Origin of the sequence: Terriglobus sp. (assembly GCF_965201105.1) — a bacterium.
In the GTDB taxonomy this organism is placed as follows: Bacteria; Acidobacteriota; Terriglobia; order Terriglobales; family Acidobacteriaceae; genus Terriglobus.
In genome coordinates, this window is sequence record NZ_OZ241741.1 from 1,644,115 (window position 1) to 1,657,140 (window position 13,026).

Below are 13,026 nucleotides of genomic sequence, written 5' to 3' on the forward strand. Positions count from 1 at the left end.
GCTTAGCACCGGAACTCCGATCCGGGCTGGTAACGCTTCAGAACAAGAACCGCGTTCAGGCCGCCAAACGCAAAGGAGTTCGACATCGCAATGTCCCCCTTCAAAGGCTCATTGCTTCGGAGCAGTCCAGCTAGCCCAAGCGTTGGATCAGGGTGCTCAGCAACTACGGACGATGGCGCAGTCCCGTGCTGCAGCGCGAGTGCTGTTGCTAAAAACTCCAACGCTCCCGATGCTCCCATCGCATGCCCATGCAGGCTTTTCGTGGAACTCACCCGCGGTTGCACTGCGCACTCGCCGAACACGCGACGCAGCGCCTCGGCTTCTACGCGGTCATTCGCCTCTGTTCCTGTTCCGTGCGCGTTCACATAAGCTACGTCACCGGTGGCGACTTGCGCATCCCGTAAAGCCCGATTCATCGCTGCTGTTTGTCCGTCCGCATTGGGCTGCGTTATGTGGCTTGCATCGCAAGACATACCGAACCCAGCTACTTCACACAAGATGTGGGCACCGCGTTCGGAAGCGCTTTCCATTGACTCCAGCGTAAACACTGCGGCGCCTTCGCCCAGGGTCATGCCGTCACGATCTTTCGCAAACGGCTTGCACTGTGTAGGCGACACAACACGCAGGCTATCCCAGCTCTTAAGAAACCCATAGGTAAGCGGGGCCTCATGCCCGCCAGTGATGGCTGCCTGCACCATACCGGAACGAACCATGTGGAAAGCCTGGCCTACTGCATGGGTGGCAGAAGCGCATGCCGTAGAAACGGTGTAGGCCGGACCTGAGAGCCCATGCTGCATGCAGACTAGGCTGGTGCCCGCACTCGCCATGGTTCGTGGCACTGTAAGCGGATGCACACGGCCACCCTTTGTATAAAGCTTCGCCGTCTCAGGTTCCTCAGCAGTACGCCCCCCTGTTGAACATCCGAAAACCACCGCGATGTCCTCACCGCGGTGATGCTCCAGCAGGCGCGAGGAGCGTAGCGCCTGGTGCGCACTGGCAAGCGCAAATTGCGCCGTGCGTTCCGCGATCTGCATCTGCGCCGAGTTCAGCCATTCCGAAGCAACGAAGTCTCGCACTCTGGCGACTCTCGAAAATCGAAGTTCGCCCGGCGCCACATCGTCGATGTCCACAATGCCGCTTCTCGCTTGGAAAAGACTCTGTTCGAAACTTGCAACGTCGTTACCGATCGGCGTAATGCATCCGGCACCGGTGAGCACCACGCGCGTCATGCCGTCCCTGTCGGCTCATCCCGAGCCTGTTGCTTTTTCACCAGCGCCCTCTGTACGGCCGCGGCAACATCGCCGATGGTTAGTATTCGCTGCAGGTCATGCTCCGGCAGCTCAACGCTATATTGCTCCTCCAGATCAAAGGCGAAGCTGACCCGGTCTAGCGAATCCACTCCGATGGATTCCAGGGTTGTTTCAAGCCCAACACTCTCAAGAGGAATACCTTTTGCCTCAGCAATCCTGCGAAGGCATTCTGTTTCCACTTCGCTCAAGCTGCACCTCCGCATCGCGGTTCAGGAAATCCATCAAGCACCGAAACAAGGGCTTGCTCCGGAACACGTGTGTACGACGCGAACGTCCTGAGCAGCGCCGGGAACACGCGCGCAACCTGCGCCGCTTGCGGCACTGAAACGAGCAACTGCGACGTGCGAGTCGCCAGCCACATCCTTGACGCTAACTGACCTCTTAACTGCTGCTGGTAAGAATTGGAGGACATTCCACGCGTCAGGTATGACGCCGCGAGTGCACCACTGTGCAAGGCGATCGCCATGCCGTCGCCGCAAAAAGAAGGTATCACCGCCGCTTGATCGCCAACACGCCAGAGGCCATCCTGGGTGAAGCGTTGCAAGTGTCCGTAGGGGATTTGCGACGCTGCCAGCGGCTTCGGCAGCATGGTCATGGCAGATTCCAACCGCGCTCTAAGATGCGGCGCATGTCGAAGGATGTGCTCCAGAACATCGTTCCAATGTGAACCGATCGACCGCAGCACGCGAGAGTGAATTAGAAGACACAGGTTCGCTACGCCACTTTCTACCGGTTGAAGCCCAGCGTATCCGCCCGGAAACAAGATCAGCTCCACTGCATTGCCCAACGAACGTTGCTCCCGATCTGTAAGCCGGAAATACATCTTGAACCCGACCAAATCCTCTTGTTTGCCGGCTGGCCGCGCCAATCCGTGTACATCGAGCTTACCCGTCGCAAGCATTGCGTCCTCGGCTCGGAATGATCGCCCATCGCGAAGGTTTGCCGACCACGCGCCACCGTCGCGGACCAACGCCTTGACGCAAGCACCTCGTTCCACCTGCACCGCTGCCTTCGCCGCCAGACAAAGCATCTGCTCGTCGAGCACTCTGCGTGTCAATGAGCATGCTGGAAAGGGAAGTGGACGCTCCCGCTCAAACCACGGCGTGATCAGCCGGACCGACCGGATAGGAACACCACCAAGTGATGGGACGTCTACACCGGCCCCTTCCAGGTACTGCAGAGTTTCGCGGCTTAGAAAGTCACCACATATCTTGTCGTGTGCTTCCTTGGTCTGTTCCAGCAGGACGACGTCGCGCCCGGCACGGGCAAGCTGCAACGCAGCCATGCTGCCCGCAAGACCACCACCGATCACTATCGAAGCGGCGCGCATACTCATGCCTTCTCTCGCGCAACACAGAGACGTGCTGGTCGGAATGTGGCAAGCTTTACTTCCGACAACGGTACGCCCGCCAGCGTCAAATAACGATTCCAATCGTGAAGCTGAAATGCACGACGGATCGAAATCGGGCCATCATGCCGTACGAAACGATGCCATCGCATCACCGCAGCCAGTGCCTTGAACCCGAAATATGGAATTCGTTCACGATGCAGATCGTTGATGAACCACCCCGTCCGAGCGGATCGCTCCATCCACGCAATGAATCGCACAATCTCCTCATCGGGAAGGTGATGCGTAAACAGCGAACTGATGATCAGGTCGATAGCGACTGGCGCCTCATACGAAAACGCGTCTCCTGTAATCCATTCAATCTTGCATGAAGCTTCGACCAGTTCACGTGCTGCGCGTGCGGCATACGGATTCAAGTCAATCCCTGTAAGCCGAACGGCAACGCCCTCGCGATTGGCCCAGCGTGCAACTCGCCGAAGCATGTCGCCGCCACCGCAACCCACATCCACTATGTGAACCGGCGCCGAACCTGGCCGCAAAACCGAACGTAGCCACCGCAGCGTTGGCCGGTATGCCAGCGTGAACCGGTTCACCTGGGCCAGATCGCGCAGGCAATCTCGAAAGTCCTCATAGGAGCACGACTCATCCATCCACTCCGACAGATGTGCTCGTTCGGCAAAATTCATCGCGCGCCCTTGGCAACCACAAAGCGCATCGTCTCCGCTGTCAGTCCTGGCCCGAACGACATCGCGCAACCCTCTTCGCCATCAGGTGCGCTCTGCATCATGGCTTGCAGCACAAACATCACCGTAGCGGATGACATATTGCCAAAGCACCGTAGCACCTCGCGCGAGTGCGACAATGCGTCTGACGGCAGACCAAGCGCGTCCTCCACCGCATCCAGCACAGAACGGCCACCTGGATGCACTGCCCAGTGCCGCACCTGGCCACCCTCCGTCAAATCGGCTCGGTGCGCTCGCAAAGCGTCGCTTACGGCAAGAGGCACCTGCCCGGAAAGCACCATATCGAATCCCTGGTCGCCGATGCCCCACGTGATCAGGTCGGCCGTGTTCTCCAATCGCAACGCGCGGAACCCCGTCATCTCCAGGCCCCCGGCGCGAGCGCTCACCAGTGATGCGGCGCACCCGTCCCCGAACAGTAGGAACGACAGCACCTCCCCCAAATCCTGCGTCTCCTGCAGATGCAAGGTGCAGAGTTCCAGGTTCAAGACCAGCACACTATCTTCGGGTTGCGACCGCACAATGTGCCGTGCCTGCTTCAACGCATTCAGCGCGGCATAACACCCCATGAAGCCGATCATCGTCCGCTCGGTCCCGGGAGCCAGGTTCAGGTAATCGATCGCATCGAAGTCGAGGCCGGGAGCATAGAAACCCGTGCACGTGGTCACGATCACGTGCCGTATGTTGTTTCGCTCTTCCGGGGTAAGCGACAGCCGGTCCAGAGCGCGGCGCATCAGAACCGGAGCAAACCGCTTAAACAGGCGCATCCGCTCCGCCGTGAACGGAAACCCGCCTCGCCGATACAGCGCATACGCGTCCACGTCACCACTCACCACAGATTTGCTGACGCTCAGGGGAGAGTAGCGTTCCGCGATCCCGCAACGATCCGCCATGCGCAGGAACAGCGCACGGCTTCGCGGGTCCTGCAGCATGTCATGCGCATATCGCACAAACGCTTGGTGAACCTCGTGATCAAAGGTCGCCGTAGCGATGCGTTCCAGATACGCCTTAGTCTCCATGCTCCATCCATTTCACTCGATCCGTGCCCGCCTGCAAGCGCCTTGACGGAGCCGATCGGCAGATCACCGGCATAGATTCGAGGCACAAACATCAACGGCCGGCTTTGCCTGCAGCATCAATAAACTATAGCCGGACGGCTCTCCTCGACGTCGGAGGGCAGCTTATCCTCACCCCCAGCCTGTCCGGAACAGGCGTTCAGAGCAGCACTCACCGCGCGGTTCCGCACCGGTCCTCGGACGTATACTGGAAGGGATGAGTCTCTCTTCCGCGAAGACCTTTTACATCGAGACGTTCGGCTGCCAGATGAACGCCCACGATTCCGAAAAGGTCATCGGCACGCTCGAACACGAAGGTTATCTCCGCGTCGACAGCGAAGAAGACGCTGGCCTGATCCTGTACAACACCTGCTCCATCCGCGACAAGGCTGAGCAAAAGGTGTTCCATCGCCTTAACGAATACAAGCGCATGCAGGGCGAGGGCAAGCAGTTCGCCGTCCTCGGCTGCGTGGCCCAGCAGGAGGGCGAAAAGATCTTCGAGCGCGCGCCCTATGTCTCGTTGGTGAGCGGTTCTGCGTCCTACCGCAACCTGCCGCAAATGCTCGACCGGCTCGAGTCAGGGGAGCGCCGCATCACCGGCTTGGACGATCGCCAGACGGACGAGACCTTCGACACCGACTTCACCGCTCGCTCCAACCCGCATCGCGGTTACATCACCATCATCGAGGGTTGCGACAAATTTTGCTCCTACTGCGTCGTGCCGTACACGCGTGGCAAGGAACGTTCGCGCACCTCTGACAGCATCCTGGCGGAAGCCCGGCGCATGGCCGATCAGGGCTTCACTGATATCCAACTCCTCGGGCAGAACGTCAACAGCTATCGCGATCCAAGCAGATTCATGACCTTCGCGGAGGTGCTCTCCGCCGTCGCCGCGCTCTCCGGCATCCGTCGCGTGCGCTTTACCACCTCGCATCCGCGCGACTTCACACGCGACATCGTTGAGGTCATCGAAACCATTCCGGCCATCTGCGACCACGTGCACCTGCCCGTGCAGTCCGGCTCCTCCGCCGTGCTCAAAGCCATGCAGCGCGAATACACGCGCGAGTGGTACCTCGAACGCATTTCCTGGATCCAGAACGCCAAGCGCGACATCAGCATGACCACCGACATCATCGTCGGCTTCCCGGGCGAGACCGACGCAGACTTCGAGCAGACCATGTCGCTGCTCGACGTTGCCGGGTACGATGCCGTCTACGCCTTCGCCTACTCGCCGCGCCCGAACACGCCCGCCATCACCATGGAAGACAGCATCCCGGAGCAGGTCAAAGCGGAACGCTTGCAGCGCCTGCTCGCTGCGCAACGCGAACGCCAACGCGTCAGCTACACGCGTCACCTCGGCCAGGTGATGGACGTAATGGTTGAAGGCTACAACCGCCAGCGCGGTCAGGTCACCGGCCGCTCTTCCCAGAACAAGACCGTGAACTTCACCACAACTCAGCCCATCCTGCCGGCGCTGGGCAGTTACTGTCAGGTGCGTGTCACGGCCACCTTCCCCAACAGCCTCGTCGCTGAGGCGGTGTCCGCGCGATGAAAACCACCCGGGACACCGTACCAGACGAGGTGGAGGTCCGCATCCGCGGTCTCATGATGGACCCTGTCACCAGCATGCCCATGATCGTGCTGAAGGACATCGCCGGCGACGCAGTGCTTCCCATTTGGGTCGGCATCTTCGAAGCAAACGCCATCGCGCTTGAGATTGAGAAAAACACGACGCCGCGCCCCATGACGCACGATCTGATCCGCAACATCCTGCGCGGCTTCGACACACACGTCACACGCGTCGTCATCTCCGACCTGCGCGAAGACACCTTCTACGCCGTCATCTGGATGGAGCGTGGCGGCGAGACTCTCGCCATTGACGCCCGTCCCAGCGATGCGCTCGCGCTCGCCATGCGCTCCGACTGTCCCATCTTCGTTGCTCGCACCGTGCTCGACAATGCCAAGGCGACCAGCGCCACCAGCCAGGCCGGCAACTCTGACGAACTGCGCCGGTGGCTCGAAAACCTGAACGACGACGACCTCGGTAAGTACAAGATGTAACGAACGACAGCATCTGGGCGCTCTAGGCGCGACCAAAATGCATTCGGGATACATACACGGCTACTCTGGTCTTGTGTCATCGTTGAACTTCTTCCTTCCGCAATACCAGTCCGCGCTCGGCACGGTCGTGCACGCGACTCCTGTTGTGGAGGCCATCAAACGCACGCTCCCACAAGCACGCTTGATCGTCGCCAGCAATGGCCTCCCCGCCCAGGTTTGGCAGGGCAATCCGCACCTGGAACGCCTGCTTGACACGCCGAGTCCACTGAACGATCCAGTCGGCGCCATTCGGGCCGTCCGCAACGCCAAGCTGTTCGGCGGCGAGCCTTACATCACACTTCTTACCACCGGCAACGAACGCACAAAGATTACCCTTGCGGCGCTGCTCGCAGGGCGGTCCCAACGCATCGGTTTCGCGGTCCACGGCGCGCTTCTGCATCAGCATCTTCGTTTCGACCCGGCGCTAAGCCAGATTGCAAACAACCTGCGCCTGATCGAAGCAGCCGACATCACTTCAGCCGCAGCGTGGCCCACCGAACCCCGCCTTTACCCTTCGCAGCAGCACAGCTTCGCTCAGCAGGTCCTCGGCAACCTGCACTTTCCCCGCATCGCCCTTGCCACTCAAACCTCTGCCACACAGCGCAAAAGCTGGCCGCAGCAACGCTGGGTTGAACTTGCCCACACGCTACGCGACCGTCACACCGCAGAACTCATCTTCATCGGCGCGGCGGCCGAGGCGGAAGCCATCGACGCCATTCGAACCCAGATCCGCTTTCCAACGACCTCCATCGCCGGCAAGACCACGATCCAGCAACTCGCTGCGGTGCTCCAGGGGTGCGATCTCGGCATCATGCTCGACACCGGCCCGTTGCACGTAGCGCGTGGCGTAGGCCTTCCGGCCGTCATCATCGCACCGGCCTGGTCGCCCGTCCACGAGTGGCTGCCCGTCGACAACCCCCGATACCGCATCCTGAAGAACGCAGATTTCCCCCCACCGGTGCCCGAAGACTACGTGATCGCCGAGGTCGGCGTGGCTGAGGTGCTCGCGGCCACGGAAGACCTGCTTGCTAGCGCTCGCCCAACTGCCGCAGCAAAGGATAAAACTCCGGAAAGCTGATTGCCGCCGCCTCAGCGCCTTCGATCGCCGTGTCTCCCGTCGCGCGCAGTGCCGCCACACTGAAAGCCATCGCAATGCGGTGGTCGCTACCGGAATCGATCACGCCGCCGTGCAACGTCTGGCCGCCGGGAATGACCATGCCATCCTCTAGCTCCTCGACCTCCGCACCCATGTTGCGCAGGTTTCGCACTACAAGCGCGATACGGTCCGACTCCTTGATGCGCAGTTCCTTGGCATCGCGAATCGTTATACCCGTCCCGGTGTACGGCGCGATCGCCGCCAGCACCGGCAACTCATCGATCAACTGTGCCGATAGTGAGCCGCGAATCTCCGCACCCTTCACCTCGGCGGAACCGTTCGCCTGCACCGTGCCGATCAGCTCCCCGTGCTTCTCTTCCAGGTTCAACACCTGCAAGCGCAATCCCATGCTGACCAGCACATCCAGCAGAGCACTGCGCGAAGGGTTCAGGCCCAAGTCATCCAGCACCAGCTGTGAATCCGGAAAGAGCAGGGCAGCGCAAAGTAAAAAAGCAGCCGAACTCAAATCCCCGGGCACCGTCGCCTCAACCGCCTGGAGCGTTTGATCGCCACGTATACTTACTCCCTCCGCGTCCCGTTCCAGCTCCACCCCAAACGCGCGCAATGCGTGTTCCGAATGGTCGCGGGTTCGCACACTCTCCTTCAGCTTTGTCACCCCCTGCGCCTGCAGGCCAGCAAACAGCACCGCTGTCTTCACCTGGGCGGACGCAATTGGCGCTTCAAACGCGATGGCCTGCAGTGGTCCGCCGTGAACCGTCATCGGCGCGTGACCGTCCGTCAACTCAATCCGTGCGCCCATCTGCTGCAACGGCTTGCGAATGCGCTCCATGGGTCGCACGGTAAGCGAAGGGTCGCCAACAAACGTGTACGTACCCGTGTGCGGCGCAACCAGTCCCGCCAGCATTCGCATGGTCGACCCCGAATTGCCGCAGTCCAGGTCATGCTCTGGCTGCGCGAACGAACCGGCCACACCGGTCACAGCAATGGTGCCGTTTTCGTCTCGCACCGTCGCGCCAAGCTGCTCCATGCACCGCAACGAGCTGTGCGGATCCGCACCCGTGCTGAAGTTCGCCAGCTTCGATGTACCGTTCGCAAGTCCGGCCAGCATGGCGTACCGGTGCGAAATGCTCTTATCGCCCGGCAGCCGAACGCTGCCGCGAAACGTGCGTGCGGGTGACACGACTTCTGTAACACTGCTGATCTCTTGCATACAAACAGCAGGGTATCGCAGGACACACTTCACGCCCGCAGCCCAGGGTAGCGGAAGCTAAAGTCTGACCTCGGAGGAAGCAGCGGCCTCCAAGACTCTGAAGTTGCTTGCTCTGTCGCGGATCTTCAGGTTGAGTGTGACGAACACGGTACGACCTAAAAATGTCATTTCGACCGAAGCCCCACAGCTTTACCGTGGGGCGCAGTGGAGAAACCTGCATTTTTGCCAGCACCTACGAAACTTTAGAGTGTAGCGAAGATCCACCGATACGACTTAGCCCGGGTTCGTCGCTATAGCTACAAAACGCGCAGAATGACTAACGTCTCATCGTCGAATCGTTCCGTGCCGTCCTGAAATGCGGTCACGGCGTCGAACACAGCACCGACAGCACCCTCCGCTGACTCCGGAGCGGCAGCCTGCAAAACCTGGCACACACGATCGCTGCCAAACATCTCACCCCGCCGGTTCTCCGCGTCGACCATGCCATCCGAAAAGAACACCAGCATGTCACCAGCCTGCGTACTGATCGAAAATTCCTCGTACTCAGCCACAGGAAACAGACCCAACGGAAATCCCTCCGCCTTCACTGTCTGCACTTCCGTCTCTTCGCCGCTGTGCATCAGCAGCATCGGCTGCACAGACCCGGCGTTTGCCACCTGCAGCGTGCGCGTGGTGTCGTCCCAAACAGCGAACAGCATCGTCACGTACTGCGAATCCAACCGGCGCTCCTGTAGTTGGGCGTTCAACGCCTTCAGCATCTCTGCAGGCGGCAAGTGCCGCGCCGCCAAGAGCCGCAAAATCCCCATGACCAGCGCCGCATACAAAGCCGCCGGCGCTGCCTTGCCACTCACGTCTCCAATCGCAATCGCAACCCGTCCCGGCCCGTACGGAATGAAGTCATACACGTCGCCACCGATCGACCTGGCCGGCAAGAAGCGTGTTGCGAACTCCGCATGCGGCATCGGTTGTGGCGTCGGCGGCAGCAGCCGCATCTGCACATCGCGCGCCATCTGCAGATCGCGCTCCATGCGCTGCTCCTCCTCAAAAATGCGCTCATACAGGCGCGCGTTGGAGATCGCAATCGCGATCTGCCCAGCCAGTGTCGTCAGCGTGCGCTGATGCTCTTCGTTGTAGTAATTCAGCCGTGTGTGCTCCACATCCAGCACGCCAATCACGCGGCCCTTGTACAGCAGCGGCACCGCCAATTCCGACCGCACCTCAGAGTTCACCGAAATGTAACGCGGGTCCTTGCGCACGTCTGGCGCCAGCACCGGTTCGCGCATCTGCGCCGCGCTTCCAATCAGGCCCACGCCATACACCGCACCGCGTTCTCGCCGCACGCGCTCACCATAGCGGGTTGAAAAGCGGTGCTCGAACTGCTGCGTGCGGTCGCTCCACAGCAAAATCGTGAACATCTGAAAATCGACCACGCGCTTCAGCAGCGTGCCGATGCGCTCCAGCAGATCGTCAAGATCTAGAATGCTGGTGATCTCGCGGCTGATGTCGTTCAGCACTGCCAGCGTCTGCGCCTGCCGCGATACACGCGTGTAGAGCCGAGCGTTTTCAATCGACACGGCAACACGGCTCGCCACCAGTTCCAGCAATCGCTGCTGGTCCGTTGTAAAGGCGCCGACCTCCTCCGACTCCACGTCGATCACACCGATCACGCGATTCTTGCTGATCAGCGGCACCGCCAGCTCCGACCGAACCTCCTCGTTCGCATTGATGTAGCCGGCGTCTTCGCGCACATCGTTCACCAGCACCGCACGCCGCGTCTGCACGGCGCGGCCCACAATGCCGGCACCCTTCTTCACCCGCGTGCGCTCCACCTCGGGTGAGTGCCCGATCTGAAACCGCATCCACAAATCCTGCGACCTCTCATTCAGCAGCAAAATCGCGAAGATGCGGTACTGCACCACAGCCCGCACCAAGTCGCTCAGCCGGGTCATTAGCGTCTGCAGGTCGAGCGTACTGTTCAACGCATCCGCCAGCCGCAGCAGGAAATCCACATGCGGCAACGCAGCGCTTTCCTGCGGTATTGTCACGCGTGGCGGTTCCACCGTCGCCGTGAGCCGTGCATCGACCGGGCGATAGTCGCCCTCCATCTCCGGGCCGAAGAAGTCCGGGCGCGACACGTGAACCTCCGAAGCCGCCGAGGGCTGCGCCTCCGTGCTGATCTCTACGCGCGGGCTCGTCTCGTTTGCCATCGTCGCCGCTCTGTCCTGCCGTTCCGCCTAGTAGCCGCTCGCCGCCGCGGCCGTGCCGCCACGCAGCTCGTTCACAATCGCAACCGACGCACTCGCGCCAATGCGGTTCGCACCTGCTCGCAGCATCGTCATCGCATCCGCAAGCGTGCGGATGCCGCCCGACGCCTTCACGGCACAGCGATCACCCGCAATGTCGCGCATCAGTCGAATGTCCGCAGCGGTCGCGCCTCCGCTGGCAAACCCGGTGCTCGTCTTAATAAAGTCAGCACCCGCAGCAATAGAAAGCTCGCTCGCCGCCTTCTTTTCTTCATCGCTGAGCAGAGCCGTCTCCAGGATCACCTTCAAAATGCCGCCACCATCGTGCACCACCCTAGCGATGCCACCAATTTCCTCCTGAACCGCATCGCGCATACCACTCTTCAGGAATCCGACGTTCAACACCATGTCCACGTCATGCGCGCCGTCGCGCAGCACACGCCCCGCCTCGTCCAGCTTGCTGCCGGCGAGAGACGCTCCCAGCGGAAACCCAATCACCACCCCGGCCGGCACACCGGTCCCCCGCAACCGCGCCGCCGCCAGCGTCGTCCAGCATGGGTTGACCATGGCGCACGCAAAGCGGTACTCCGCGGCCTCGTCGCATAGCCGCTCCACCTGCGCCCGCGTCGCCTCTGGTTTTAGCAGCGTGTGGTCTAGCGCGGCGGCCAGGCTTTCCGGCGTCAGTCTGTCCACGTCCATCGTCGCAGGCATGCCTGTCTCCTTCACGCGCAAGCGTCCAACCGGGGCGTTCCCAATTGTAGTGCGCGCCTCATAAAGAAGCCTTGCTATTCTGCCTCTGCTGCCGGTTATCCTTGGGACATGCCCATCGATCCGATCGCACTGACGCGCAAGCTCGTCGATATCGAATCGACCACCTATGACGAGGGCCGTTGCGGCATATTCCTGGCCGAGTACCTTGGCAGTCTCGGCTACCAGGTCGAGCGCCAACCCGTTGACCAGGCGCCGCTCGCACCGGGCGCGTCCCACTCAGGCCTGCCTCGCTTCAACCTCTATGCACGCATGCCGGGCATTATGCCAATGGTGACCCTCTCCACCCACTTCGACACGGTCCCGCCCTACTTCGCTTCCTCTGAGGACGATGAGTATGTGCATGGCCGCGGCTCCTGCGACGCCAAGGGCATCCTTGCCTCTCAGGTCGCCGCCGCAGAGAAGCTGCACGCGAACGGCACGCCCGTCGGCCTGCTCTATGTCGTCGGCGAGGAGCGTGACTCCGCGGGCGCCAAAGTGGCCAACGCCGACGGACACGGCTCCAAGTACCTCATCAACGGCGAACCGACCGAAAACCAGCTCGCGCTTGCGACAAAGGGTGCCCTCCGCGTCGTGCTTTCCGCTTCCGGAAAAATGGCCCACTCCGCCTACCCCGAGCTGGGTGAGTCCGCCATTGACAAGCTCATCGCCGTGCTGCACGACCTGCAGCGGTCCGAGCTTCCCGTCGACCAAGAGATTGGCCCGTCAACACTCAATGTCGGCCTCATCTCCGGCGGCCGCGCGCCCAATGTCATCGCTGACGCTGCCGAGGCGCAGCTCCTCATTCGCCTGGTCGGCCCCTCGCAGCATGTGAAAAACATCATTGAGCCCATCATCGGCAACCGCTGCCAGGTAACCTACTCGCTCGACCTGGAGACCGTCCGCATGAAGCGCATCCCCGGCTGGCCGACCATGATCGCCAAGTACGCGACAGACATCTCCTCACTCACCAACTGGGGAGAGCCGCTGCTGCTTGGCCCCGGCACCATCCACGTCGCCCACACGGAACACGAACGCGTCTTGAAACGCGAACTGCTCGAAGCCGTAGACAAGTACGCCGACCTCGCCGCCTCACTGATGCGATAGTTCATCGTCTGCCCTCGCTCTAATGCCCTGTCATTTCGACCGGAGCAGG

The 13,026-nt window shown here is 61.2% G+C and carries 12 protein-coding genes; 4 read left to right on the forward strand and 8 right to left on the reverse strand.

The window, feature by feature from the left end; translation table 11 throughout:
• Positions 1-2 precede the first annotated feature (2 nt).
• Genes ACOFKT_RS07305 through ACOFKT_RS07325 form a run of 5 tightly spaced genes read right to left on the reverse strand, consistent with a single transcriptional unit; the run spans position 3 to position 4,417 of the window.
• Positions 3-1,229, reverse strand: a complete 1,227-nt coding sequence (locus tag ACOFKT_RS07305; RefSeq protein ID WP_419806743.1) for a beta-ketoacyl-[acyl-carrier-protein] synthase family protein — start codon at positions 1,227-1,229, stop codon at positions 3-5.
• Entirely contained in the window at positions 1,226-1,489 is a 264-nt protein-coding gene (locus tag ACOFKT_RS07310) for an acyl carrier protein (protein ID WP_419807131.1), read from the reverse strand. The genes ACOFKT_RS07305 and ACOFKT_RS07310 overlap by 4 nt, the downstream gene beginning before the upstream one ends.
• Positions 1,490-1,494: 5 nt before the next feature.
• Positions 1,495-2,646, reverse strand: coding sequence for an NAD(P)/FAD-dependent oxidoreductase (locus ACOFKT_RS07315; RefSeq protein ID WP_419806744.1), 1,152 nt, complete (start codon positions 2,644-2,646; stop codon positions 1,495-1,497).
• The gene (locus ACOFKT_RS07320) at positions 2,643-3,413 is read right to left on the reverse strand and encodes a methyltransferase domain-containing protein (protein ID WP_419806745.1); all 771 of its coding nucleotides are present in this window, start codon (positions 3,411-3,413) and stop codon (positions 2,643-2,645) included. Before ACOFKT_RS07320 ends, ACOFKT_RS07315 begins: the two co-directional genes overlap by 4 nt.
• Positions 3,341-4,417, reverse strand: a complete 1,077-nt coding sequence (locus ACOFKT_RS07325; protein ID WP_419806746.1) for a type III polyketide synthase — start codon at positions 4,415-4,417, stop codon at positions 3,341-3,343. The genes ACOFKT_RS07320 and ACOFKT_RS07325 overlap by 73 nt, the downstream gene beginning before the upstream one ends.
• Before the next feature lie 253 nt (positions 4,418-4,670).
• Between ACOFKT_RS07325 and miaB the strand changes: the two genes are divergently transcribed.
• From miaB to ACOFKT_RS07340, 3 genes are all read left to right on the forward strand, one after another.
• Positions 4,671-6,005: a tRNA (N6-isopentenyl adenosine(37)-C2)-methylthiotransferase MiaB gene (miaB, locus tag ACOFKT_RS07330; RefSeq protein WP_419806747.1), complete on the forward strand. Its 1,335-nt coding sequence runs from the start codon at positions 4,671-4,673 to the stop codon at positions 6,003-6,005.
• Entirely contained in the window at positions 6,002-6,514 is a 513-nt protein-coding gene (locus tag ACOFKT_RS07335) for a bifunctional nuclease family protein (RefSeq protein WP_419806748.1), read from the forward strand. The genes miaB and ACOFKT_RS07335 overlap by 4 nt, the downstream gene beginning before the upstream one ends.
• A 73-nt stretch (positions 6,515-6,587) precedes the next feature.
• Positions 6,588-7,631 (forward strand): glycosyltransferase family 9 protein, encoded by a 1,044-nt coding sequence (locus ACOFKT_RS07340; protein ID WP_419806749.1) that lies wholly within the window; start codon positions 6,588-6,590, stop codon positions 7,629-7,631.
• Here ACOFKT_RS07340 and aroA read toward each other — a convergent pair.
• From aroA to deoC, 3 genes are all read right to left on the reverse strand, one after another.
• Positions 7,582-8,880 (reverse strand): 3-phosphoshikimate 1-carboxyvinyltransferase, encoded by a 1,299-nt coding sequence (gene aroA / locus ACOFKT_RS07345; RefSeq protein ID WP_419806750.1) that lies wholly within the window; start codon positions 8,878-8,880, stop codon positions 7,582-7,584. The genes ACOFKT_RS07340 and aroA overlap by 50 nt on opposite strands.
• Before the next feature lie 296 nt (positions 8,881-9,176).
• The gene (locus ACOFKT_RS07350) at positions 9,177-11,087 is read right to left on the reverse strand and encodes a SpoIIE family protein phosphatase (RefSeq protein WP_419806751.1); all 1,911 of its coding nucleotides are present in this window, start codon (positions 11,085-11,087) and stop codon (positions 9,177-9,179) included.
• A 27-nt stretch (positions 11,088-11,114) separates the two neighbouring features.
• Entirely contained in the window at positions 11,115-11,834 is a 720-nt protein-coding gene (gene deoC / locus ACOFKT_RS07355; protein WP_419806752.1) for a deoxyribose-phosphate aldolase, read from the reverse strand.
• A 108-nt stretch (positions 11,835-11,942) separates the two neighbouring features.
• On the opposite strand from deoC, the gene ACOFKT_RS07360 reads away from it, so the two are divergent.
• Positions 11,943-12,977, forward strand: a complete 1,035-nt coding sequence (locus tag ACOFKT_RS07360; protein WP_419806753.1) for a M20/M25/M40 family metallo-hydrolase — start codon at positions 11,943-11,945, stop codon at positions 12,975-12,977.
• The last annotated feature ends 49 nt before the right edge of the window (positions 12,978-13,026 follow it).

Bases quoted from the DNA above. Each gene is read 5' to 3' on its own strand.
- ACOFKT_RS07335 (WP_419806748.1), top strand. From the start codon at position 6,002: ATGAAAACCACCCGGGACACCGTACCAGACGAGGTGGAGGTCCGCATC.
- aroA (WP_419806750.1), bottom strand. From the start codon at position 8,880: ATGCAAGAGATCAGCAGTGTTACAGAAGTCGTGTCACCCGCACGCACG.
- deoC (WP_419806752.1), bottom strand. From the start codon at position 11,834: ATGCCTGCGACGATGGACGTGGACAGACTGACGCCGGAAAGCCTGGCC.
- ACOFKT_RS07325 (WP_419806746.1), bottom strand. From the start codon at position 4,417: ATGGAGACTAAGGCGTATCTGGAACGCATCGCTACGGCGACCTTTGAT.
- ACOFKT_RS07315 (WP_419806744.1), bottom strand. From the start codon at position 2,646: ATGAGTATGCGCGCCGCTTCGATAGTGATCGGTGGTGGTCTTGCGGGC.
- miaB (WP_419806747.1), top strand. From the start codon at position 4,671: ATGAGTCTCTCTTCCGCGAAGACCTTTTACATCGAGACGTTCGGCTGC.
- ACOFKT_RS07360 (WP_419806753.1), top strand. From the start codon at position 11,943: ATGCCCATCGATCCGATCGCACTGACGCGCAAGCTCGTCGATATCGAA.
- ACOFKT_RS07305 (WP_419806743.1), bottom strand. From the start codon at position 1,229: ATGACGCGCGTGGTGCTCACCGGTGCCGGATGCATTACGCCGATCGGT.
- ACOFKT_RS07350 (WP_419806751.1), bottom strand. From the start codon at position 11,087: ATGGCAAACGAGACGAGCCCGCGCGTAGAGATCAGCACGGAGGCGCAG.